Genomic DNA, 23,713 nt, shown 5'->3' with positions numbered 1-23,713 from the left:
TTCTCCCCTATCCGAGCTGGAAGTAGAGCGCGAAACCGAGGGCCGCGAAGGCGGCGGAGACGATCCAGAACCGCACGACGACCTTGTTCTCCGCCCAGCCCATCTGCTCGAAGTGGTGGTGGATCGGGGTCATGAGGAAGACGCGCTTGCCGGTGAGCTTGAAGCTCGTGACCTGGATCATGACCGAGAGGGCCTCGCAGACGAAGACGCCGCCCATGATCAGCGACACGACCTCCGCCTTGGTGAGGACGGCGAGGGCGGCGAGGGCGGCGCCGAGCGCCAGCGACCCGGTGTCGCCCATGAAGATCGAGGCCGGGTAGCAGTTGTGCCAGAGAAAGCCCACGCAGGCGCCCGCGACGGCGCCGGCGAAGATCGCGAGGTCGAGCTCGCCGTAGCTGAAGGCGACCATCGCCATCACGAGCATGACCACCATCGAGCAGCCGCCGGCGAGGCCGTCGAGTCCGTCGGTGAGGTTGACGGCGTTGGAGAGGCCGGCCATGAGCAGAAAGACGAAGGCGAGGTAGAGCCAGGGGACGGCGATCCGGGCGCCGCCCACCTCGAAGGTGGTCGTGAGCACCCCGAGGTCGATGGAGAGGCCGCCGGGGAAGCTCACCGCGGCGGGGGTCCCGCAGACGTTGACGGCAACGAGGCAGAAGACGACCGAGATCAAGATGAGGCCCGCCATCTTCTGCGAGGGGGTGAGGCCCAGCGAGCGGCCGTGCGCGACCGACTCGATGTCATCGAGCAGGCCGAGCGAGCCGGTCACGAGCGTCGCGGCCACCGCGAGGACGAGCGCGGGGGTCCACTCGGCGAGCAGCCCCACCGAGACGAGCACGCCCACGAGGATGATGATGCCGCCCATCGTGGGCGTCCCCTGCTTCACGAGGTGGCGCTGGGGGCCGTCCGCGCGGATCTGCTGCCCCACGCCCTCGTGGCGCATGAGGCGGATGAACAGCGGCATCAAGAGCCCGGTGACCAGCGCGGCGAGGCCGACGGCGAGAAACACCTGGTAGGTGGGATAGGCGGGATTTCCGATCATCGGTCGAGCACTCCCCTCACGAACATGTCCAGACCAGAGGCGCGGGACGCCTTGACGAGCACGAGGTCGCCGGGCGCGAGGACGGGCCCGATCACGCGCACCGCCTCGTCCACGGAGGCGAAGCGCTCCACGGCGTCCTCGGAGAGCCCCATCGTGAGCGCTGCCTCGGCCATGGCGCCGGCGAGCTCGTCGCCGATGAGGACGAGCAGGTCGACGCCCTTTGCGGCGGCATAGGCGCCCACGTAGCCGTGGAGGCGCGCCGCCTCGTCACCGAGCTCGCCCATCTCGCCGAGCACGGCGATGCGACGTCCCGCGGTCTCCATGGAGGCGAGGACGTCGAGCGACGAGGCCATCGAGGCCGGGGCGGCGTTGTAGGAGTCGTCGATGACGCGGGCGCCGGACGCGGCCTCGCGCACGTCGAGCCTCATGCTCGTGGGACGCATGGCCTCGATCGAGTCCGTCGCGACGTCGCGGTCGAGCCCGGCGCGCCAGATCAGCGCCAGGGCGAGCAGGAAGTCGTCCACGACCTTGCGCCCGGGAAGCGACAGCGCGACCTCGCGGCCCCAGCCGTCCGAGCACGTCACGGTGAAGCGCGCGCGGCCCTCGGCGTCGAGGGTGACGCCCGAGGCCCGCACGGCGTCCTTCTCGCCCGAGCCCACGCGCAGCGTCTCCACGCCGGCGGGCTCGCAGAAGCCCCGCTCGATGAAGCCCGTGAAGTCGCCCGAGCTCGTGAGTGCGAGCAGCGGGCCCGCGCCGTCGTGGGCGGCAAGGCCCGAGACGACCTCCGCCTTGGCGCGCGCGATGTTCTCGCGGCTGCCGAGGATGCCGATGTGGCTCGTGCCCACGTTGGTGATGCAGGCGAACGCGGGACGGCAGGCCGAGGCCATGCGGCCGATTTCGCCCGGGTGGTTCATGCCGAGCTCGCACACCAGGACCTCGGAGTCCTCGGGGGCGGAGAAGACCGTGAGCGGAAGGCCGATGAGGCTGTTGAGGTTGCCCCGTGTGGCGTGGCAGCGGCGCTGGGAGCCAAAGCCCGCGGCGAGCATCTCCTTGGTCGTGGTCTTGCCCACCGACCCGGTGACCGCCACGACAAACCATGAGGGGTGAAGCTCGCGCCAGGCACGGGCGAGGCGCAGCAGGAACTCCTCGCTGTCGTCGCCGGCGGCGCGCAGCACCGCGCAGCCCGCCGCGCCGGCGGCGGCGAGCGCCTCCTCGCCGGGGTCGGCGGAGGCGACCACCGCGGCGGCGCCCGCCTTTGCCGCGGAGGCGAGGTAGGCGTTGCCGTCGACGCACTCGCCGGCGAAGGCGACGAACAGCCCTCCCTCGCCCACCGCGCGCGAGTCGACGACGACCTCGCCCGTCACGTCGGAGGCGCCCTCCAGGAGCACCTCCGCGCCCGTGACGCGGGCAAGCTCCGCTACGGTCATCTTGATCATCGTGCATCCTTTCTTCTTGCTATGACGAGGGCGAGATGCCCAGGATGTTGACGGCCTGGGACATCACGTCGTGGAAGACGTTTGCCGCGGACGCGGACGCAAGGTGAGGGATGTGGTTGAGGCCCGCGTAGACGAGGACCTCGGGGTCGCCCGCGTTGGCGAAGCCGCACAGCGAGGCGACAAACGACCCGGCCATGTAGCCACCGTCCTCCGAGGCCTGCTCGCCCGTGCCGGTCTTGCCGGCGATGTCGTACCCCTCGATCCGGGCGTTTTTGCCCGTGCCCTCGGCCACGACGGTGCGCATGATGTCGGTCTCCAGGGCGCAGGTCTCCTCGGAGACCGCGCGGTCCCCCGCGGGCCACTCGACGTCCTCGTCGCCCTTCGTCACGAGGAAGTGCGGCGTCATGAGCGTGCCGCCGTTCGCGACGGCGCCGTAGGCGCGCACGATCTGGACCATGGGGATGGCGAGCGCCTGGCCAAAGGCCATCGAGCCGGCCGTCGAGCCGTCGTACTCGGCGGGCGTGCGCACGAGGCCCTGGGTCTCACCGGGAAAGTCGATGCCGGTAAGATGCCCGATGCCGTAGCGGTCCACGCCCTCGGCGAAGGCCTCGGCCCCGATGACCTCGGTGACGAGCATCGCCATCGCCGTGTTGGAGGAGCGGCGCATCATCTCGCGCACGGACATGTCCTCCGTGTAGTCACGTCCGTCGTCGTCGGTGACGTAGTCGTCACCGACCTTGTAGAAGGCGGGGACCGAGAAGACCGTCTCGGGCGTGTAGAGCCCGAGGTCGAGCCCGATGGAGGTCGTGAGGACCTTGAAGACCGAGCCCGGCTCGAAGGAGCTCGAGACGAGCTTGAGGTTGAGGGCCGCCTCGTCGGAGAGGTCCGAGAAGTCCGCGAGCGGCGTCGAGCAGGCAGCGAGGATCTCGCCGGTGTGGGGGTCGGTCACCATGACCGAGCCGGAGTCCGCGTCGTAGGTGCCCACGGCCTCCTTGATGATCGACTCGCAGGCCTGCTGGAGGTCCACGTCGAGGGAGATGACGATGTCGGTGCCGTTTCTCGCCTCGGTCACGTGCGAGGCGCCGCCCGCGATGGGCGTGCCGGTGAGGCCGGTCTCGACGAGCATCTCGCCGTCGGTGCCCGTGAGCAGGTCGTTGTACTGGTACTCGAGGCCCGAGGTGCCCTGGCCGTCGACGTTGACCATGCCGAGGACCTGCGCCGCGACGCTGCCGTAGGGATAGACGCGCTTGGTGTCGGCGAGGTAGTAGATGCCGCTCAGCTCGCGCTCGGCGAGCAGGTCCTTGAGCTCGTCGGCGAGCTCCTGGTCGACCTGGCGCTTGATGTAGACGAAGGTGGTGTCGGCGGGCGTGATCAGGTCCATGTAGTCCTGCTTCTCGCCGCCAAGCACCTTGACCAGCGCCGACGCGACGCCCGAGGGGTCCTCGATCTCCTTGGGGTTGGCGTAGATCGTCTCGCACTCCTCGCTCATGGCGAGGACGTTGCCGTTACGGTCGAAGATCGTGCCGCGCTTGGCATGCAGCACGATGCGGTTGGTGCGCTGGCTCTCGGCCTTGGCCGAGAGGTTGGCCCCGTCGATCAGCTGCAGAAAGCCCAGGCGCGCCGCGACGACGCCAAAGAGGGCGAGAAAGACGCGCCTCGTGATCGAGAGCCCGTGGTCGGCGCCGCCGCTGCCCGACCCTCCGGGCCGCGAGGCCCTGAGGCGGTAGCGCGCACGAGAGGCCTCGTCGTACGAGGCCTCTGGATGGTTCCTCCGCCCGGGGCGGGTATGTCTGCTGCCGTTTCTCACGCTAGCCAGTCTAGCCGACGCTGGCCTGCTCGCCCGTCTCCGTCGAGGACTGCGCAGCATCACCATGAGCACCCTCGGGCGCCGGCTCGTCGAGGACGACGGTGACGCGCTCGCCGGGGATGACCATGCCGTAGTTCTGCGTGGCGATGCGGCTGATGCGAGCGTTGCTCGAGAGCACAGAGCGCTCGATCCTGAGGTTGGAGCTCAGCGTCTGCGCGGCGTCGATCTGCTCGGTGAGGTCGGAGTTGGCCTGGAGCACCGAGACGGTCGCGGCGGAGAGCGCGACGCGGGCGAGGTTCACGGCGAAGAACAGCGCCGCGATCAGCACGACCGCACGGACGCGGGTGAGAAACTCGCGCGAGACGCCCTGGCGGACGCGGGCGTCGAGCCCGCCGCCCGAGACGACCTCGAAGGAGGGGGAGGGATTCTGCGAGGGGCGCTCCCACGCGCGCTCCGCGGCCCTCACCGAATATGCCTCTGACCCCTGATACCTCATGTGACTTCCTTGCGTGTGCGCGGTGCAGGCCGCTGTGCCCTCTGAACATAGCAGGAACGCTGGGAACTTGAGGGTTGCTTGACTCTTGCTTCCCTCGCGTGGGATGCGAACCTTAAGGTGGTGCTTGACGGTTGGTTGACGGTACGTTGCGTGGTGATGCGGTGGTGCGTTTGAGCTGCGTGGCGGTGCGTGTTTCGTGCGTCTGGGCTGTGTGACGGTGCGTTGGTGGTGCGTTTGAGCTGCGTGGTGGTGCGTTGGTGGTGCGTTTGCTATGGCAGACGGCACGAGGCCGGCTACGGCGTTGCTGTCGTCCTCAGTCGCTGGCGTCGAGCTTGACCGCCACCCTCATGAGGGCGCTTCGCGACCGCGGGTTGGCCGCGACCTCCTCGTCGGACGCGACGAGGGGCTTTCTGGTCCTGACCTTGAGTACCGGCACGTGACCGCACACGCACACCGGGAGGTCCGGCGGGCAGGTGCACCCCTGGGAGAGCTCGGAGAAGACGTGCTTCACGATGCGGTCCTCGAGCGAGTGGTAGGAGATGACGCAGATCCTGCCACCGGGGTTGGCCCATCTCACCGCCGCCCTGAGGCCGCGGTCGAGCACGTCGAGCTCATGGTTGACCTCGATGCGCAGTGCCTGGAAGGTGCGGCGGGCCGGGTGGCCGCCGGTTCTTCTCGCCGCCGCGGGAATCGCGGCCTTGATGACCTCGACGAGCTGAAGGGTCGTCTCGATGGGGGCTGCGTCGCGGGTCTCCACGATCTTGCGGGCGATGCGGCCCGCAAAGCGCTCGTCACCGTATACGCGAAAGATTCGGGCGAGGTCTGCTTCGTTGTAGGTGTTCACGACCTCTGCTGCGGTTGTGGTGTGTTTGCCCGAATTCATTCGCATGTCCAGGGGCGCGTCCTCGTGGTACGAGAAGCCGCGCTCCGGGATGTCGAGCTGGGGGGACGAGACGCCGAGGTCGAAGAGAAAGCAGTCGACCCCGGGGACCTCTGCCTCGACGAGAAGCTCGTCGAGGTCCCCGAAGTTGCCCCTGAGGGTGCGGACGCTCGCCTCGGGCGCCTCGCGGGAGAGGCGCTCCGTCGCCGCCTTGAGGGCCATGTCGTCCTGGTCGATCCCAAGCGACAGGCCGTCCGGGGCCACGCGACGCGCGAGCTCGACGGTGTGACCCGCTCCCCCGAGGGTGCAGTCGCAGGTCACCTCCCCCGGCTGGGGGTCGAGCTCGGCGAGGACCTCGGCGAGCATCACGGGTACGTGCCGATATTCTGCTGTCAAGACCGCTCACCCCCTCCGTCAGTCGTGGTAGAGAAGCGCGTCGAGATCGTCCTCGAAGCTCTCCTGCGTCGCGTTCCACTGCTCGGTGTTCCACACCTCGAAGTGGTCCCCGGCGCCCACGACCGTGACGTCGTCGGTCAGCCCGAGTCGCTCGCGCGTTCCGGCCTTGGCCGTGTCGAGCTTGCCCAGGGCCACGCGCCCGGCGGAGTCGATGTCGACCTCCACGGCGCTCGCCCAGAGCCTCGTCCTGAGCTGAACGTCCTTGCGACTGCGGGGATCGAAGGTGTTCTCACCGCGCTCAACGAAGAGTCCGTCGATGAACCTCTCGAGCCCCTCAGGGGTGAAGCCGTTCACGCACTCCTTCAGAGGGAGAAGGTATATCGTCTTTCTGTCGCCCTCCACGAGCTGCTTGCGGAAGACGGCCGGCAGGGTGACGCGCGCCTTTGCATCCACGGACATCGGATACGAACCGGCGAGCATGCACCCTCCCCTCGAGAGACGAAAAACCTCGCCCCGTTCGGAGCGTGCGAATACTATACGTCATTGCCCCCACTTTGCGACACAGAAAAACACTTCGCTACACCTTGCGGTTGAAATCTGGGTCTGGACGGTTATCGAGCAGAAGCGACACCCCAGATGTTGGGCCCTTCAGGCCGCTGAGCCACAAGCACGCCTCCCCTGTTCGCCTCTCCCTCAAACGATTTGTGTCGCTGCCGTGAAACCGCCGCTCAAGCCGTGGTGGGACGCCCTCCCACAAAACGGGCATGAGGGCTCGGAGGCTTAACGATCCTGGCCCATCGCACGCCGCGACCCCCATCACGCCCCTCCCCTACGCGATAACCCCAAATCATTAAGCGAGAAGCACCGGTCCCCTGCGATACCCCCGAATCATTAAGCGCATCAACAAGTAATAAGGTTGTTGGCGCCCAGTGGACCTCGACCTGCGCCGCGCCCAGAGGCGCGACGAGGGGCCGCCCTCCTCGCTCAGACGCATTCCGACAAGCGCGCCCCGGGCCTCCCGCATCTCTCCGGCGATTTCTGCGAAGCAGCGTAGGGGCAACGCGCCCGCCTCCCGCGATTTCTGCGAAGCAGTGAGCAGGGAGGCGGGCGCGTTGCCCCTACGCGGCGGGGTCCGGTGAGCACGGAGAGATGCGGGAGGCCGGGGCGCGGGACACAGGCAGAGATTAGCCTGTCATCAGGGCGAGAGGGGCGACCCCTCGTCGCGGCTCTGGGCGCGGGGATGTGCGGCGAGGTACACGCGCCTCACGTGGGTGCGGTCGACGTGGGTGTAGAGCTGGGTGGTGGCCACGTTGGCGTGGCCGAGAAGCTCCTGCACCACGCGCAGGTCCGCCCCGCCCTCGAGCAGGTGCGTCGCGAAGCTGTGCCGGAGCGTGTGGGGGTGCAGCCCCTTGATGCCGACGACGCGGCCGTACTTCTCGACGATCGCATGGACCGACTGCCGGGAGATGCGCCCGCCGCGGACGTTGAGGAAGACCGCCTGGGTGGGGCGCCGTCCCACGAGCGCGCCTCGGCCGCGGTCGAGGTAGGCCTCGAGCACCTCGGCCGCCGTGCCGAGGACGGGGACGACGCGCTCCTTCTCGCCCTTGCCAAAGACGCGCAGAAGGCCCTCGTCGATGAGGGTCGCGCGAAGGTCGAGCCCCACGAGCTCGCTCGCGCGCAGGCCGCAGCCGTAGAGGACCTCGAGGATGGCGTGGTCGCGCAGGCCGGCGGGCGTCTGCGGGAACGGCTGGTCGAGCAGGCGCGCGGCGTCGGCCACCGAGATCACGTCCGGCAGGCGCTCGGGCTTGGAGGGCAGCGGGAGGTCGGAGGTGGGATGGGCCTCGCAGATGCCGTCGGCCACCATGAAGCGATGGAGCCCCTTGATAGCCGAGACCGCGCGCTCGACCGAGGCGGGCGCCAGGCCCACGTCGATGAGCGCCGCCACGTGGGCCTCGACGAGCTCGCGGGTCACGTCCTCGGGCTCGTCCACGCCGCGCTCGGAAAGCCATGCCACGTAGCGGGCGAGGTCGCGGCCATACGCCTCGACGGTGTTGGCGGAGCTCCCCCGCTCGACGGAGAGATAGCCGAGATACTCGCTGCGCGCGTCCTCGAGGCTCATCGCGCCCCTATCCGAGCGGCTTCACGTCATGTCGCGAGACACCCTCGTGATGGGCGATCGCGGCGCGCACGAACTCGCGGAACAGCGGCGCCGGGCGGTCCGGGCGGCTCTTGAACTCGGGATGGGCCTGGCTCGCCACGAACCACGGGTGGACGTCCTCGGGCAGCTCGACCATCTCGACGAGGCGGTCGTCGGGCGAGAGGCCCGAGACCACGAGCCCTGCCTCGGCAAGCTGCGCGCGGTACGCGTTGTTGACCTCGTAGCGGTGGCGATGGCGCTCGTAGACGAGCGGCTCGGCGTAGGCCTCCTCGGCGAGCGTGTCGGCGACGACCTTGCACGGGTAGGCGCCGAGGCGCATGGTGGCGCCCTTCTCGGTGACGTCGGCCTGGTCGGGCATGATATGGATCACGGGATGGGGGGTCTCGGGGTCGAACTCGGCCGAGCTGGCGCCCGCAAGGCCGCAGACGTCGCGCGCGAACTCGCAGACGGCGACCTGCAGGCCGAGGCAGACGCCCAGGTACGGGACGCGCCGGGTGCGCGCGCGGTGCACGGCGCAGATCTTGCCCTCGATGCCGCGCAGGCCAAAGCCCCCGGGCACGAGGATGCCGTCGGCGTCGCCGAGCACCTCCTCGACGTTCTTGTCGTCCAGCGCCTCGCCGTCCACGAGGCGGATGTCCACGTGGCGCCCAAAGAGCACGCCCGAGTGGTGCAGGGCCTCGATGATGGAGAGGTAGGCGTCCGGCAGCTGCGTGTACTTGCCCACCACGCAGATGCGCGTCACGTCCTCGCGGGAGTTGGCGGCATGCATGGCGTCCGTGAAGGCGTACCACCCCTCCATGTGGCTCTCGCGCAGCTCCAGGCCCAGGCGCTCGCAGACCTTCTCGTCAAAGCCCTGCGCGGCCAGGTGGGCCGGCACGTCGTAGATCGAGGGGCAGTCGGAGTTCTCGAAGACGTGGTCCGCGGGGACGTCGCAGAAGCTCGCGATCTTGGCGCGGATGGAGGCGTCCACCTCGTGGTCCGAGCGGCAGACGATGAAGTCGGGCTGCAGTCCGAAGGAGCGCAGCTCCCGCACGCTGTGCTGCGTGGGCTTGGTCTTGACCTCGTGGGCGGCGGCGATGTAGGGCACCAGGCTCACGTGGATGAGGATGCAGTCCTCGCGGCCCTTCTCGTTTCTGAACTGGCGGATGGCCTCCACGAAGGCTTGGCTCTCGATGTCGCCGATGGTGCCGCCGAGCTCGGTGATCACCACGTCGGCGCCCGTCTCGTCCTCGACGCGGCGGAAGCGCTCCTTGATGGCGTCCGTGACGTGCGGGATGACCTGGACCGTGCCGCCGAGGAAGTCGCCGGCGCGCTCGCGGGAGATGAGGCTCTGGTAGATGGCGCCGGTGGTGAAGTTGGAGTCGCGCGTGAGGTTCTCGTCGATGAAGCGCTCATAGTGGCCGAGGTCGAGGTCGGACTCGTAGCCGTCCTCGGTCACGAAGACCTCGCCGTGCTGAAACGGGCTCATCGTGCCTGGGTCGACGTTGAGGTAGGGGTCCGCCTTCTGCATCATGACGCGATAGCCCCGCGACTTGAGCAGGCGGCCCAGAGAGGCCGCGGTGATGCCCTTGCCCAGGGACGAGACGACGCCGCCGGTAACGAAGATGTGCTTTGCCATGTGCTGTGACCCTCCCGTAGTCGCGCTGTTCGCTTCCCACGGGTCTTCATAGTAGCGCAGGCGGCGGGGGTCTCCGCGCGCGCTCGCCGAATCGGACGCCTGCCCGAAACAGTTGGCCACAACGCTGAAACGATGTGCAGGTGCGGCGATCGGACGGTCTTGGCGAGAAGAACGTCCGGACGCCGCACCTCAGCGGGCGCCGCGCTCGGCCAGCATCTCGCGGGCGAGGTCGCGGCTCGCGGCGCCGGTGTCGCCTGAGAGCATGCGCGCCACCTCGGCGACGCGCTCCTCGCCCGAGATCTCGATGAGCGAGGTCTCGGGGAGCTCCCCCTCGGACTTGCTCACGAGGTAGTGCTTCTGGGCCGCCACCGCCACCTGGGCGAGGTGCGTGACCACGATCACCTGATGGGTCTGGGCGAGGCGCGCCAGCACGCTCGCGAGCGCGACCGCCGTGGCGCCGCCCACGCCGGCGTCGACCTCGTCGAAGACCAGCGTCTCGCAGTCGTCCGCCTCGCCGAGCACCACCTTGCAGGCGAGCATCACGCGGCTGACCTCGCCGCCCGACGCGATCTTGCGCAGCGGCCGGGCCGTGAGGCCGGCGGCGGGGCGATAGAGGAACTCGACGCGCGAGGGGCCGGAGCGGGCCCACTCCGCGCGGGACAGGCGCTCGCAGCTGACCTCGAGGGCCGCCGTGCCCATCTCGAGAAAGCCCATCTGCTCCGAGACGGCCGCGGCCAGGCGCGGGGCGGCCTCGGCGCGCACGGCGTCCAAGGCATCCGCCGCGCGGGAGAGCTGCTCCTCGCGGCGCTCGAGCTCCTCGGCGGCGCGCCGCTCGAGCTCGCCGCCGTCGCTCGCGGCCGCCACGACCTCGCGGGCCTCGTCACGACGCTCGAGCACGTCGACCATGCGCGGCCCGTAGGCGCGCATGAGCCCCTCGAGGCGCGAGAGGCGCGTCTGCAGGCGCTCGAGCTCGTCGGGGTCGAAGTCGACCTCGTCCGCGTAGTCGCGCAGCTCTGCCGCCACGTCCTCGACGTCGATGAGCGAGCTCTCGAGGGTCTTGGCCCACGCCCCGAGCGCGTCGTCATAGCGCGCGGCGTCCCTGAGCGCGCTCACCGCCTCGCCGAGGGCGTCACACGCCCCGCCGTCGCCGGAGAGCAGCTCGCGGGCGCCGGAGGCGGCCGCCATGAGGGCCTCGCCGTGCTCCACGCGCGGCAGCTGCGCCTCGAGCTCCTCGAGCTCGCCCTCGCGCGGGTCGACCTCGTCGATGCGCCGGAGCACGAAGGCGGCCTCCTCAAGCCGCTCCCCCGTCGCGCGCCCCATCTCTCGGACGCGCTCGAGCTCAGCGGCCGCCTCCTGCGCCGCGGCGAGGGCGTCGCGATACGCCCCGAGCGCCTCGGCCGCCGGCGCGCCCGCCCACGAGTCGAGCAGCTCCACATGGGCCTGGGGCGCGAGCAGGCGCTGATGCTCGTGCTGACCGCAGAGGTCGACGGTCGAGCCCACGCGCGCGGCGAGCTCGCGCACGCTCGCCATGTGGCCGTCCAGCTCAACGCGCCCGCGGCCGTCGCTGGTCACGCGGCGGCGCACCACGGTGCCGTCCTCGTCGTCGCCGCGCAGGAACAGACGCCCCTCGACCTCGAGCGACGAGGCGCCCTCGCGGACCATGCCCGCGTCGGCGCGCTCCCCCACCAGCAGCTTGATCGAGGAGAGCAGCGCGGTCTTGCCCGCACCCGTCTCGCCCGTGAGCACGGTGAGCCCCGGGGCCGGCTCGATGCCAGCGTCACGAATCAGCGCGACGTCGCGCACGTGCAACTCGTCGATCATCTACTTTCCCACCTGCCCGTAGAAGACGCGCGAGACCGAGTCGTAGAAGCTCTGGGTGCTGCGGTCGAGAAGCACGACGTCGCCGGGTCCGCGACGCACGCACGCGCGCACGCCGCGCGTGCCCTTCTCGCGCGGGACGGGCTGGCCGTCGGCGAAGAAGTGGCGCATCACGGGACGCTCGGGGCTCATCTCGATCTCCACGACGTCGGCGGGCGAGGTGAGAAACGCGCGCGCCATGATCGTGTGCGGGGCGATGGGCACGCACACCATGCCCGTGAACTCGGGGGTCACAATGGGCCCGCCCGCGGCAAGCGCATAGCCGGTGGAGCCGGTGGCCGTGGAGACCACGAAGCCGTCGCCGCGCAGGCGGTCGATGTGCTTGCCCGAGACGGAGACGTCGAACTCGACCATGTTGCCGGCACCTCCGCGCGAGACGGCAAAGTCGTTGAGGGCGAAGCAGTGGCGCGTGGAGACGGAGCCGTCCTTGGCCTCGAACTCGCACTCGATGTCGAGCGTGGCGCGCCGCGACACGTGCAGCTCGCCCGCGAGCGCGTCCTCGACGGTCACGATGAGGTCCTCGGGACCTGCCGCCGTGAGAAAGCCGAGGTGCCCGTAGGAGATGCCCACGATGGGGACGCCCGAGTAGCCCACGGTGCGCGCGGCGCGCAGCAGCGTGCCGTCGCCGCCGAGCGAGACCACGAGCTCGCAGCCCTCCGCGGTGTCCTCGGCGTCGGGGAAGAGCTTCTTGTCGCGCGCCCACGTGGCGTCGATGCCCTGGTCGCCGAGCCAGTCCTCGAGATGGCGCGCGCCCTCCAGGGCGTCGGCGCGGGAGTAGTTGGGAACGATGAGAACCTTCACGGCCACCCTTTCGATCACCTACGCATCGCTTTGATTCTATCCCGTCGGCGCGAAAAAAGGGCCCGTCTACCGCTCGCGCCGGCCGCAGAGGAGGTACTCGACGTTGCCCTTGTGGCCGGTGATGGGGCTCTCGCAGTCGCCGAGCACGGTCATCCCGGCCTCCTCGAAGGCCGCGCGCACACGCGCGAGGGTCGCCGCGCGGACGGCGGGGTCCCGCACGACGCCCCCCTCCCCCACATCCTCGCGCGCGGCCTCGAACTGGGGCTTCACGAGCGTGAGGAAGGTCCCGCCGGGACGCAGCAGCTCCAGGACGGCGGGAAGCACGGTGACGACGGAGGTGAAGGAGACGTCGCAGACGGCGAGGTCACAGACGCCCGTGCCCACGAGCGCCGGCACGTCCATGATGTTGGTGCGCTCGAGCAGCCGCACGCGGTCGTCGCCGCGCAGCTCCCACGAGAACTGCGCATAGCCCACGTCCACGGAGATGACCGACGCGGCCCCGCGCTTGAGCAGGCAGTCGGTGAAGCCACCGGTGGAGCAGCCCACGTCGAGGCACGCAAGCCCCTCCGGGTCGATGCCAAAGTGGTCGAGCCCGCGCTCGAGCTTGAGCCCCCCACGGCTCACGTAGCGCGAGCGCCCGCGCACGTGCAGCTCGATGCCGGGGCGCACCTGCTCCCCGGGCGAGGAGAGTCGTCGGTCGCTCGTGGAGACGTCGCCCGCCATCACGGCGCGCATCGCCTCGTCCACGGTCGAGAAGAACCCCTGCTCGACGAGCTCGGCGTCGAGGCGACGGCGGGCCATCCTAGCGTCCGTCACCCGCGGGCTCGTCCGGCCGCTCTTCGCCGGCCGGGACCTCGGGCTCGCCGTCCTTCTCGGCAGCGTCCTCGGAGGGGGGCTCCACTGCGAGGCGCGCCTCCTCCTCGGGCGAGAAGTCCGTGGCGTCGACGAGGCTCACGGCCTTGGATCCGAGCACGATGGCCTCGTCGAAGAGGTCGAGCGAGCGCTCGAGCGAGACGTCCTTGTCGCGAACCTGCGCGACGATGTCGTCGAGGCGCTCGGTGATGTCGCCGAAGGTCTGGTACTGGGAGACGTCGATGCGGGCCACTACTCGGTCTCCGCGTCCTGCTCGGCCTCGGCGTCCTGCTCGGCCGCCTCCTCGGCCTCCGCGTCCATGTCCTGATCGGCCTCGGCCTCCACGTTCTTCTCGGCCTGCTCGCGAGCCTTGGAGACGACGTCGACGCCGGCGTCGAGGTCGTCGGCGACGCGGCCCAGAAGGCCGTTCACGAAGCGCGAGGACTCGTCGGTGCCGTAGGCCTTGGCGAGCTCGACGCACTCGTCGATGGTGACCGCCACGTCGACCTCGTCGACGCAGAGCATCTCGTAGAGCGCGAGGCGCAGCAGGTTGCGATCGACGGCATTGAGGCGGCCCACGGACCAGCCAGTCGAGCGCATCGCGATGACGGCGTCGAGGTCGGGACGCATCTCATCCGCGCCGAGGGCGAGCCTGCGGGCGTAGTCATCAAGAGGGCCCTGCGAGAGGGCGTAGTCGCCATCGAGGACCGAAAGCACGGCGCGGGAGTTGGCCTCCGCCTGGAACAGCAGCTGGAGGGCCTGGCTGCGGGCGAGCGTGCGCCCGCCGAAGTGAGTGCTCAAGTTACTCCTTGGGGAAGACGAGGCTGTCGATGCACACGTCGACGGCGGCGACGCCGACGCCGATCTGCTCGGTCACGGCGGCGGCGACCTCATCGCGCACGTCGGCGGCGAGCTTGGTGAAGGGGTAGCCGTAGAAGACGGCCAGGTGAACGGTCACGTGCAGGCGGTCATCCTCGACGTAGGACTCGACGGCGTTCTCGGGCGCCACGGTCCTGCTGGTGAAGACGGAGATGAGGCTCGAGGTGATGTCGTTGCCGCCCACGGAGGCGACGCCCTCGACGCGGCGGGCGGCGATGGAGACGATCGTGGAGACGACGCCCTTGGAGATGCCGATGCCAGAGACGTGGAGCTCGCTTTCGGCCATGTTGGACCCCCTTGTCGAATCCGGGCGCGAAGGCCCGCTGCGTGCGCTTGTTCACAACAGTATACCCGTTGGCGGCTGGCCTGCGCCGCCGACAAAAAAGCCCGCGGGGTCTCCCCCGCGGGCGGCGTCGCGATGCGAGGCGAGGCCTAGACGCGGCTCACGAACTTGCCGGTGCGGGTGTCGACCTTGATGCGCTCGCCCTGGTTGAGGTACATCGGGACCTGGATGACGGCGCCGGTCTCGATGGTGGCGGGCTTGGTGCCGCCCTGGACGGTGTCGCCCTTGAAGCCGGGGTCGGTCTCGGTGATCTCGGCCTCGATGAACATCGGGGGCTCGACGCCCAGAAGCTCGGTGTCGGCGTAGAGCAGCTGAGCGTTGTCGTTCTCCTTGAACCACTTGGCGTTGTCGCCGATGAAGTCCGCGGGAAGCTCGACCTGCTCGTAGGTCTCGTTGTCCATGAAGTAGTAGGTGCCGCCGTCGTTGTAGAGGTACTGCATCTCCTTGGTGATGAGCTGCACGTTCTCGAACTTGGTGCCGGCGTTGCAGGTCTGGTCGATCACGCGGCCGGTCTTGAGGTCGCGGATCTTGTAGCGGACGAAGGCGCCGCCCTTGCCGGGCTTGACGTGCTGGAACTCGACGATCGTGTAGTACTTCTCGTTGATCTTGAGGCCCATGCCGTTCTTGAAGTCTGCGGTGCTGATGGTTGCCACGTGTGCTCTTTTCCCTCAATGCCCCGGCTGGGGCGCGTACATACGACCCCGTATTCTAGCACGGGCGGGCGGCGGCCCATGAAAACGCCTAAATTGCCGAGAAGAACAGGGCCGGGACGCCCCAGGCGCAGAACCTACCCGCGGCGCGTGATGCGGTGCCAGAGGCCCACCACACCGGCGCGCAGCACGCCGAAGAAGGTCTCCGAGCGCACGATCTTCTCGCCCCCGATGTAGGTGCGGATGGCGCGGAGAGCCGCGTGGTTGTTGCGGGTGGAGAAGGCGAAGTGGCCGTTCTCCTTGGTGAAGACGGCAAAGCGCGGGATGACGCGCCCGCCGAAGAGCACCGACGCCGCGATGTGGTCGATCTGGTCCCAGGGGATCTGGATGTAGTCCTCGACGTTGCGCACGTTATAGTACTCGAGGGCCTTGTCACCCACCATCATGTTGCCGGTGGTGGTGAGCCCCACGAACATCGTGGCGGGGATGGCGAGGTCGACCTTGGTGTTCTGAGACTGGGCCATGACCGTGCCCACTCCTTTCCGAGACAAGCGCGGGGCCGCGCCCCGCAGGAAATGCCATTGTGACACTTCTTGCGAGTGCGCGGCCCCGAGAGGTCGGGCTGGCCGAGCGCCTAGAGGATCTGGGCGAGGTGGCCGAGGATGCCGATCGCGAACATGCCAATGATGATGGCGATCGGGGAGACCTTCTTCTTGAGCAGCCAGCAGCACAGCAGCGTGACGGCCACGGCCGCGAGGCCGGGGATCAGCTGGTCGAGGTTGGCCTGGAGCGTGGTCACCTTGTCGATGGAAAGGCCGGTGGCGCCGAGCGAGCTGTACTGGGACAGGGCGCTCTGGATGGCGTCCGCGACGCCCTGGGCGCCGCTGCCGGCGGTCTCGGCGATGGCGTTCCAATCGATGTAGGCGCCCTCAGACTGCGTGACCGTGGAGACGATCGGGGTGAACTTGATGGACACCCAGCGCTCCACCAGGCCGCCGATGACGAACATGCCGAGGATCGAGGCGCCCTCGGTGATCTTGCCCATCAGGCCGCCGGAGAGGTCCTTGGTGATGGAGGTACCGAGCTTGTAGCCAAACTCCTGCGTGTACCACTCAAAGGCCAGGCGGATGACGTTCCACAGCACGAAGAACAGGATCGGGCCCATGATGGAGCCGCCCATGGCGAGCGACGCGCCGAGGGCGCCGAGCAGGGGCCTGAGGGTGAACCAGAAGACGGGGTCGCCGACGCCGGCGAGCGGGCCCATCATGCCGACCTTGACGCCCTGGATGGCCGCGTCCTCAACGGGGGCGCCGTTGGCACGGTCCTCCTCGAGGGCGAGCGTGACGCCGATGACCGGGGACGACACGTACGGGTGCGTGTTGTAGAACTCCATGTGGCGCTTGAGGGCCGCGATCTGGTCCTCCTTGTTGGGGTAGAGCTTCTTGATCGCGGGGATCATAGAGAAGCACCAGCCGCCGTTCTGCATGCGCTCGTAGTTCCAGGAGCCCTGGAGGTACTGGTGACGGAACCAAACCGCGAGGCGGTCGCTCTTGGAAAGCGTGATCTTATCTGCCATGTATGCCTCTCCTCCCTTCCTACTCGTAGTCGTCCAGGATGTCGCCGAGCGGGTCGCCCGAGCCGGCAGCGCCGGCACCGGACTTGGCGACCTCCTTCAGGCCCAGGTAGATGAGGGCCAGGGAGATGCCGATGACGCCGAGGGCGATGAGGGTGAGCTGGGAGATGGCGGCGAGGCAGAAGCCCAGCGCGAAGAACGGCCAGACCTCCTTGGTCGCCATCATGTTGATGACCATGGCGTAGCCGACGGCCGCAACCATGCCGCCGCCGATCGTCATGCCTTCGTTCAGCCACGCGGGCATCATGTTGAGGGCGCCCATGACGGCCTCGGACGGGATGAAGCACAGAGCCGCAGCCGGGATGGCGATACGGATGCCCTGCAGGCAGATCGCGATGATCGACCAGACGTCGAGGGCGGTGTAGTCCGCGCGCGCCGCCGCGCCGTCCATGATGTGGACGATGGGGATGGCGATGGTACGGACGATCATGGTCAGGAACAGACCGGCCACGGACAGCGGGACGGCGACGGCGATGGCCGTGGAGATGGCCGTGCCCTGGTCGGAGCCGCCGATGAGGGCGATGACCATCAGGATCGCGGACGCGACCGAGGCGAGCGCGGCGTCAGGGGCGACGGCGGCGCCGACGTTGGCCCAGCCGAGGGCCATCATCTGCAGGGTGCCGCCGAGGATGATGCCAGCCTCGAGGTAACCGCTCACCAGACCGATGAGCGTGCAGGCGACGAGCGGCTGGTGGAACTGCCACTGGTCGAGAACGCCTTCCATGCCGGCAAGGAAGGCAACAAAGACAATCAGGATGATTGTGAATACCGACATGCTTCCCTCCTTCTTATGCCTGTGCAGCGAGCTCGGCCTTGGCCTTGCTCATCATGCTCTCGAAGTTCTCGGGCGAGTCCGCCGGGACCTTGCGGACGTCGAACTTGACGCCCAGCGAGGAGAGCTTCTCGATCGTGTCGTAATCGTCCTGGTCCATGGCGATGGCCTGGGTCACGACGACCTTGCCCACGGAGTGGGCCATGGAGCCGAGGTTGACGTTCTTGATGTCGACACCGCCCTCGACGGCCTTGAGCACGTCCTGCGGGGTCTCGAAGAGCAGGAACGCCTTGGTGGCGCCGAAGCGCGGGTCCTTGGCGACCTCGATCATCTTGGAGATCGGGATGACGTGGGCCTTGACTCCCGGAGGCGCGGCTTGGGTGATCATCGTCTTGCGCAGCTCGTCGTGAGCGACGCCGTCGGAGACGACGATGATGCGGTCCGGGTTGATCTGCTTGGTCCACGCCGTGGCGACCTGGCCGTGGAGCAGGCGGGTGTCCACACGGCAGTGGGCGATCTTGATGTGGCCGTCGCCGAGCACGGTGCCGGGCGGGATCGCGCCGGCGGGCGCGGCGGCCGGGGCGGCTGCGGGCGCGGCGGCCTCGGCGGGGGCGAGCTCCTCGGGCTTGATGCAGACGCCGGCCTTGGCCTCGGGATAGATGGCCTTGGCGACCTCGGCGGCGGAATCGCTGCCCATGCGCTCGCCATAGGCGGAGATGAGCATCGGGAGGTTCATGCCGCCGACGGCGACCCAGTTCTCGTGCCCCTCCTCCCCGAGCAGCAGCGACACCTGGTTCCAGGGCGTGCCACCCTGGAGGTCGACCAGGAACAGCACCTGATCCTGGTCGTCGAAGCCGGAGACAGCTTCGAGGATCTTTGCCCTGAGGTCATCTGGCCCCATGTCGGGCGTGAGCGTCACGGCGGCGACGTTCTCCTGAGGGCCAAAGATCATCTGGCCGGACATCTTGATGCCCTCGGCGAACGAGCCGTGACTGGCTAGAACAATGCTAACCACCGCATACCTCCTTCTTCTTTTCGCGGACTCCTACCTACAGAACCGTACGCGCAGCGACAGGTTCCCCCTGCACAACTTCTCCCCCATTGCTCCACGTACCGTCCACATTCTATCAAGTTGTGGTCACCTGGTGAAGATGTTTCGTTCACATTTCCCCGCTCAACGGGCGAGAAGAACGTGCGGCGGCAAAGCCGTCGGGCGTGTCCCCGCGCTCAAACAGTCCTCTTCGCACGGAGACACGCCCGACGGGCCCCAAAGCAAGGTTCTTCTCGGTTACTTGCCGACGATCACGAGGTCGTGGGTGGAGCAGGTGAAGGGCTCGTAGCCGTCCTCGGTCACGAGGCCAAAGTCCTCGAGGCGGATGCCGAACTTGCCCGGCAGGTAGATGCCCGGCTCGATGGTCACGACGGAGCCCGCGGGCACCGGGCGGTCCCAGGCGCGGTTGAAGTTGGGGCGCTCGTGAATCTCGAGGCCCACGCCGTGGCCGAGGCCGTGGCCGAAGTACTCGCCGTAGCCCGCCTCGGTGATGACGTCGACGGCCACCTGGTGGATGTCGCGGCCGACCACGCCCGCACGCACCGCGGCGGCGCAGGCCTCGTGAGCGCGGCGGACGACGTCGTAGACGGCGCGCTGCTCGGAGCTCGGCTCGCCCACGCAGACGGTGCGCGTCATGTCGGAGTGGTAGTCATGGTAGCCGGCGCCGTAGTCCATGACGATGAGGTCGCCCTCCTGGACCACGTAGGGGCCGGGCTGGGCGTGGGGGTTCGCGCCGTTTGCGCCGGCTGCGATGATCGTGCCAAAGGAGAGCTCGTCGGCGCCATGGGAGAGCATGTAGTTCTCCAGCTCGACGCGGATCTCCTGCTCGGTGAGGCCGGCATGGATGAAGCCGCAGATGTGGTCGAAGGCGGCGTCGGTGACCTCCTGGGCGCGCCTCATGAGCTCGACCTCCTCGGCGTCCTTGACGCTGCGCAGGTCGCAGATGTCGCCGTGCAGGCGCGGCGTGAGGCAGGCGATGCCGACGGCGGCGCACTCGGCGGTGAAGTCGTCAAAGAACGAGAGGGTGCAGGTGTCCTCGACGGCCACCACGCGGGCGCGGGCGCAGCGGGCGCGCTCGGCGGCCCAGCGGGCGGGGGCGATGACGTCCTGGTCGATCTTCCAGGGGCAGTCGGCGCCCAGGCGCTCGCGGAAGGTGTTGTAGTAGCGGGAGTCCGTGTGGAGCCAGAGGTCGTCGCGCGTCACCATGGCGGTGTGGGCGACCTCGAAGTCGAAGGTGCGCTCGGCGCCGGTGAGCCAGCGCAGGTCGGGGTTGTTGCGCAGGATGACGGCGTCGTAGCCGCGCTCCCCCATGAGCTCGCGCAGGCGCTCGACGCGCCCCGCGCATGCAGTGTTGTCTGCCATGCTGCTTCCTTTCTTTGACAATCACGTCATTTGACAATCACGTCAGGTTATATTGTCAACCCTCATGACGGGTTGACAATATAACCTGACGTGATTGTCAACCCATATCGCTAGCGGGAGGCGCACCAGGCGGCGGCGTGCTCTGCGAGCAGGTCGTCGGGGATCACGCTCAGGCGCACGCGCCCGAGGGCGCGCGGGGTCGCCATCATGAAGCGGTTGGTGCGCGAGAAGCGCTCCTGCTTGAGGGCGGCGACAAGGGCGTCGGGGTCGACGGGGACCTCGCAGGTCCCGAGCCCCAGGCGCTCGAGGAGCTCGTCTTGGGTGAACATGTCGTCGACGGAGAGCTGCTCGAGGGCCACGGCGAGGCGAGCCGAGAAGCGCAGCCCGTCGGCGAGCAGCGACGATGCGGGCACGGAGTCCCCCGCGACGGAGCGCAGCGCGCGGGCGAAGTCCTCGCCATAGGAGACGGACTGCCGGGTCGCGGCGGAGGTGGAGCCCACGACGCGCCCACGGCTCTTCACCGCGTCCAGGATCTGCCGCAAGATGACCTGCTCATTGCCGGCGACGAGCTCGTCGGTGGAGTCCCAGAGCCGCTCGAAGGCCTTGTTGGAGTCGCACGCGGCCGTCGCGGCCATGAGCGCGAAGGCGTGGCGCAGCTCCTCGTGGACGGGGTCGAGGTCAAACAGGCGCACGTCGACGATGGCAAAGCGAGCACCCGCGTCATGGCTCAGCATCTGCGGGGCGCCGGCCAGGTCGAGCGGGCGCGGCGTCACCGAGGAGCGGACCGCGCTGACCGCGTCGATCGGGACCTCGACGAGCGAGACGCCGCCGCACCACAGGGAGCACGCGAGCGCGGCGCACGAGAGCGTCTCGTCGCCGCCGATGACGACCACGAGGTCGTCCGCCGTCACGCGCGCCTCGAGCAGGCGCTCGGCGAGCGCCTCGACCCGGGCGAGGTCGCATCCGTCCCCCGGCATCTCGAGGGGACGGACCTCGAAGCCGGCGGAGGAGAGGTCGCGGTGGTTGGTGGCGAGCAGCTCGTCGGAGACCCCGCGCTCCCCCACGAGGGCGCAGGCGTGGGGCTTGCCGACGGCGGTGCGCAGGTCCTTGGCCACGTGCCCGGAGAGCCCGATACCGCCGCGCACGTCCATCGAGGAGCCTCGCAGCGCCACCCACTGCCTCATGCGGTGCAGCTCGCCGACTTCCTCGACCGTCTCGTCGCTCATAGCAGGCCCCTCTCCCAGAGCAGCTGGCCGGCCTCGTGCGCCACCTGCTCAAACGTCTTGTTCCGAATGTCAATGGTGAGGTCGGCGGCAGCCTCGTAGAGCGGCCGGCGATGCCGGTAGACCTCCGCTGCGTGCTCGGCCGTCCCCAGGTCCGGCCGCCGCTCGGGACAGCGAATCTGGCGCAGGGAGTCGGCGAGGTCCCCGTCGAGGAACAGCACCGCGCCCATCTCGTGCATGAGCTCGCAGTTCTCGGGACGCTCGACGATGCCTCCGCCGCAGCTCACGAGCAGCGACTTGCGCGCGGAGAGGCGCGAGAGCTCACGCGTCTCGGCGTCGCGGAAGGCCGCCTCCCCGTCCTCGGCGAAGACCTGCGCCACCGTCTTGCCCAGGGCTCGCTCGACGAGGCGGTCGGTGTCCACGTGGGGACGATGGAAGAGCACGCCGAGGTTGCGGGCGAGCGTCGACTTTCCCGCTCCGAGAAAGCCCACGAAGAAGATGTGGTCGCACCCCTCGTGAACGACGTATCCCCCGCTGCTGTCCTGCACGCACCCTCCTCCGAATCTACCGCTCCCGATTCTAGCAGTGAGCGCGGCGCGGGGGAACGCCTTGAGGCGCCCCTCGGCGGGATCCGGCCCGCGACCCTTGGCCCTACTCGCCCTCGAAGGTCCTGCCGCGCAGGGCGAGCCGCTCGAAGACGCGAAAGACGTGGGTGTACCAGAGGTCCGCCCGGGACTGCGGGCGCACGAGCACCGTGCGCACGCCGGCGAGGTTGCCGGCGGCGACGTCGGTGTAGACCTGGTCTCCGATCATCACGGTCTCGCCGGGCCGCGCGCCAAAGCGGCGCATCGCGCGCCGAAGCGCCAGCGGAAGCGGCTTCATCGCGTGGTCGACGAAGTCCACGCCGAGCTCGCGCGCGGTGCGACTCACGTGGCTCGTGTGGAAGTTGTTGGACACCAGGCACAGCTCGAGCCCGGCCTCGCGGGCGCGGGCGAGCCAGTCCTCGACCGCCGCCGGAGCCGCGTGGGCGTCGCGCGGGACGCAGGTGTTGTCACGGTCGAGCAGCACGAGCCGCACGCCGTCGCGCACGAGCCCCTCCACGCTCACCTGCGGCAGGGAGGCAACGTAGCGCGTCGCCGAGAAGAGCCCCATGGTCACCACCTGCTACCAGGACTGCGTGTGCTCGTCGTAGGTCTCGGAGAACGTCGCGGTGTCGGGGGTGATGTAGAAGTAGAGGTAGCTGGTCTCCGAGGGGTTGGCCGCCGCCTGGATGGAGGGCAGGCCGGGCGAGCAGATCGGCGTGGGCGTGAGGCCCTCGCGCGTATAGGTGTTGTAGGGGTCGTCGACCTTGAGGTCGTCGGCGGTGACGTCGCGGCCGAGCGAGTAGACGAGGGTGGCGTCGCTCTGGAGCATCATGCCGATCTCGAGGCGGTTGTAGAAGACCGAGGCGATGTCGGCGCGCTGCTCGTCGGTCGCGGCCTCGCGCTCGATGATCGAGGCCATCGTGATGATGTCGTCCTCGTTGACGGTGATGCCGTAGCGCTCCTGGATCGAGGCGATGGCCGCGCTGAAGTCGATGCTCGCGACCTCGGTCTGGAACTGGTCGAGCATCGCGCGGATCACGTCGTCGGCGGTGACGTCGGACGTGGGGAAGCCGTAGGTCTTGGGGAAGAGGTATCCCTCGAGCGAGTCGTCCGTGACGTCGGCCAGGAAGGGGTAGTCGTCCACGTATGCCGAGGCCTTGGCCTGGGCGAGGAAGTCGGCGGAGGGGATGTTCGCCTCCTGCTCGACCACCGCGGCGATCTGCGCGAGGGTGTAGCCCTCGGGGATGGTGAAGCTCACGGCCATGACCGGGCCGGTGGTGAGCATCGCGATGATGTCGGACTGGTCGGTGCCGGTGACGATCTCGTAGGTGCCGCTCTTGAGGCTCGCCTCGGCGTTGGTGCGGCGGACCTCGGAAAGGAACTCGCTCTTGTTGGCGATGGCGCCGGCGTCGAAGAGCGCGTCGGCGACGGCGGCGGCGCCCGAGCCCTCGGGCACGGTGATGGTCACGGTGTTGCCGGCGACGACCTCCTGCGTCTCCCCCTCGCCCGTGCTCCCCGTCAGCGCGGGGATGACCACGAGGACAAAGCCGACGACCACCGCGACCGCAACGAAGGCGAGCGCGAAGAACGGGGCGCGGCTCTGGCGGCGGGCGGTCTCGTCGCGCTGGACGCGGCGGCTGCCCGCGCGACGCGTCGCGGCGGCGGTGCGGCTCGAGACGCGGCTGCCCGAGAGCGCGCTGCGCGGCGCGCTCACGGTACCGAGCGCGGCGGGAGCCTCGGCGGGCTGGGCGTGCTCGGCGTGGGAGGGGGCGGTGTCGCGGCGCTCGGTCGCGCCGTCGGTGCTGAAGTGGGACCCGCGGGTCGAGGGGGTCCTGCCGTCGGTAGTGGCCATCGT

General features: G+C 69.1%; 24 protein-coding genes. All 24 read right to left on the bottom strand.

Going from position 1 to position 23,713, the window contains the following annotated elements:
• Positions 1–7 precede the first annotated feature (7 nt).
• Entirely contained in the window at positions 8–1,039 is a 1,032-nt protein-coding gene (gene mraY / locus B5F85_RS02580) for a phospho-N-acetylmuramoyl-pentapeptide-transferase (protein ID WP_087314120.1), read from the bottom strand.
• Complete coding sequence (gene murF / locus B5F85_RS02575) at positions 1,036–2,475, bottom strand: UDP-N-acetylmuramoyl-tripeptide--D-alanyl-D-alanine ligase (RefSeq protein WP_087314118.1); 1,440 nt, start codon at positions 2,473–2,475, stop codon at positions 1,036–1,038. Before murF ends, mraY begins: the two co-directional genes overlap by 4 nt.
• Positions 2,476–2,494: 19 nt before the next feature.
• Positions 2,495–4,282: a penicillin-binding protein 2 gene (locus B5F85_RS02570; protein WP_239386610.1), complete on the bottom strand. Its 1,788-nt coding sequence runs from the start codon at positions 4,280–4,282 to the stop codon at positions 2,495–2,497.
• 10 nt (positions 4,283–4,292) lie between these two features.
• Positions 4,293–4,778, bottom strand: coding sequence for a cell division protein FtsL (locus B5F85_RS02565; RefSeq protein WP_087314114.1), 486 nt, complete (start codon positions 4,776–4,778; stop codon positions 4,293–4,295).
• A gap of 313 nt (positions 4,779–5,091) precedes the next feature.
• Positions 5,092–6,054 (bottom strand): 16S rRNA (cytosine(1402)-N(4))-methyltransferase RsmH, encoded by a 963-nt coding sequence (gene rsmH / locus B5F85_RS02560; RefSeq protein WP_087314112.1) that lies wholly within the window; start codon positions 6,052–6,054, stop codon positions 5,092–5,094.
• An 18-nt stretch (positions 6,055–6,072) separates the two neighbouring features.
• Positions 6,073–6,534, bottom strand: coding sequence for a hypothetical protein (locus B5F85_RS02555; RefSeq protein WP_087314110.1), 462 nt, complete (start codon positions 6,532–6,534; stop codon positions 6,073–6,075).
• A gap of 715 nt (positions 6,535–7,249) precedes the next feature.
• Positions 7,250–8,173, bottom strand: a complete 924-nt coding sequence (locus B5F85_RS02550; protein WP_087314108.1) for a site-specific tyrosine recombinase — start codon at positions 8,171–8,173, stop codon at positions 7,250–7,252.
• A 7-nt stretch (positions 8,174–8,180) separates the two neighbouring features.
• Complete coding sequence (locus tag B5F85_RS02545) at positions 8,181–9,830, bottom strand: CTP synthase (RefSeq protein ID WP_087314106.1); 1,650 nt, start codon at positions 9,828–9,830, stop codon at positions 8,181–8,183.
• Between the two features lie 189 nt (positions 9,831–10,019).
• Positions 10,020–11,651: a DNA repair protein RecN gene (gene recN / locus B5F85_RS02540; RefSeq protein ID WP_087314104.1), complete on the bottom strand. Its 1,632-nt coding sequence runs from the start codon at positions 11,649–11,651 to the stop codon at positions 10,020–10,022.
• Positions 11,652–12,509 (bottom strand): NAD(+)/NADH kinase, encoded by an 858-nt coding sequence (locus B5F85_RS02535; RefSeq protein ID WP_087314102.1) that lies wholly within the window; start codon positions 12,507–12,509, stop codon positions 11,652–11,654.
• A gap of 66 nt (positions 12,510–12,575) precedes the next feature.
• Complete coding sequence (locus B5F85_RS02530; protein ID WP_087314100.1) at positions 12,576–13,310, bottom strand: TlyA family RNA methyltransferase; 735 nt, start codon at positions 13,308–13,310, stop codon at positions 12,576–12,578.
• Between the two features lies 1 nt (position 13,311).
• The gene (locus tag B5F85_RS02525; RefSeq protein ID WP_087314098.1) at positions 13,312–13,614 is read right to left on the bottom strand and encodes an exodeoxyribonuclease VII small subunit; all 303 of its coding nucleotides are present in this window, start codon (positions 13,612–13,614) and stop codon (positions 13,312–13,314) included.
• Complete coding sequence (gene nusB, locus B5F85_RS02520; RefSeq protein WP_087314096.1) at positions 13,614–14,162, bottom strand: transcription antitermination factor NusB; 549 nt, start codon at positions 14,160–14,162, stop codon at positions 13,614–13,616. Before nusB ends, B5F85_RS02525 begins: the two co-directional genes overlap by 1 nt.
• A gap of 1 nt (position 14,163) precedes the next feature.
• Positions 14,164–14,526 (bottom strand): Asp23/Gls24 family envelope stress response protein, encoded by a 363-nt coding sequence (locus tag B5F85_RS02515; protein WP_087314094.1) that lies wholly within the window; start codon positions 14,524–14,526, stop codon positions 14,164–14,166.
• 146 nt (positions 14,527–14,672) lie between these two features.
• Positions 14,673–15,236 carry an elongation factor P gene (gene efp, locus B5F85_RS02510; protein WP_087314090.1) on the bottom strand — a complete coding sequence of 188 codons (564 nt, stop codon included), beginning with the start codon at positions 15,234–15,236 and terminating at the stop codon, positions 14,673–14,675.
• A gap of 134 nt (positions 15,237–15,370) precedes the next feature.
• On the bottom strand, positions 15,371–15,757 hold the full coding sequence (locus B5F85_RS02505; RefSeq protein ID WP_087314088.1) for a DUF956 family protein: 387 nt from the start codon (positions 15,755–15,757) through the stop codon (positions 15,371–15,373).
• Between the two features lie 110 nt (positions 15,758–15,867).
• The gene (locus B5F85_RS02500; RefSeq protein WP_087314086.1) at positions 15,868–16,809 is read right to left on the bottom strand and encodes a PTS system mannose/fructose/sorbose family transporter subunit IID; all 942 of its coding nucleotides are present in this window, start codon (positions 16,807–16,809) and stop codon (positions 15,868–15,870) included.
• A 19-nt stretch (positions 16,810–16,828) separates the two neighbouring features.
• Positions 16,829–17,641 carry a PTS mannose/fructose/sorbose transporter subunit IIC gene (locus B5F85_RS02495; protein WP_087314084.1) on the bottom strand — a complete coding sequence of 271 codons (813 nt, stop codon included), beginning with the start codon at positions 17,639–17,641 and terminating at the stop codon, positions 16,829–16,831.
• A 13-nt stretch (positions 17,642–17,654) separates the two neighbouring features.
• Complete coding sequence (locus B5F85_RS02490; protein WP_087314082.1) at positions 17,655–18,653, bottom strand: PTS sugar transporter subunit IIB; 999 nt, start codon at positions 18,651–18,653, stop codon at positions 17,655–17,657.
• A gap of 273 nt (positions 18,654–18,926) precedes the next feature.
• A complete protein-coding gene (locus B5F85_RS02485) occupies positions 18,927–20,051 on the bottom strand; it encodes a Xaa-Pro peptidase family protein (RefSeq protein WP_087314080.1) in 1,125 nt (374 codons plus the stop codon).
• 110 nt (positions 20,052–20,161) lie between these two features.
• Entirely contained in the window at positions 20,162–21,277 is a 1,116-nt protein-coding gene (locus B5F85_RS02480; RefSeq protein ID WP_087314078.1) for a hypothetical protein, read from the bottom strand.
• On the bottom strand, positions 21,274–21,822 hold the full coding sequence (locus B5F85_RS02475; RefSeq protein WP_087314076.1) for a shikimate kinase: 549 nt from the start codon (positions 21,820–21,822) through the stop codon (positions 21,274–21,276). Before B5F85_RS02475 ends, B5F85_RS02480 begins: the two co-directional genes overlap by 4 nt.
• A 103-nt stretch (positions 21,823–21,925) precedes the next feature.
• Positions 21,926–22,426, bottom strand: a complete 501-nt coding sequence (locus B5F85_RS02470; protein WP_087314074.1) for a YqeG family HAD IIIA-type phosphatase — start codon at positions 22,424–22,426, stop codon at positions 21,926–21,928.
• 12 nt (positions 22,427–22,438) lie between these two features.
• Complete coding sequence (mltG, locus tag B5F85_RS02465) at positions 22,439–23,710, bottom strand: endolytic transglycosylase MltG (protein WP_087314072.1); 1,272 nt, start codon at positions 23,708–23,710, stop codon at positions 22,439–22,441.
• Positions 23,711–23,713: the final 3 nt, after the last annotated feature.

The sequence above is a fragment of the Olsenella sp. An293 genome (assembly GCF_002159495.1).
Taxonomy (GTDB): domain Bacteria; phylum Actinomycetota; class Coriobacteriia; order Coriobacteriales; family Atopobiaceae; genus Thermophilibacter.
The sequence above is the reverse complement of the archived record's forward strand: the minus strand, read 5'-3'. Positions and strand labels throughout refer to the sequence as shown.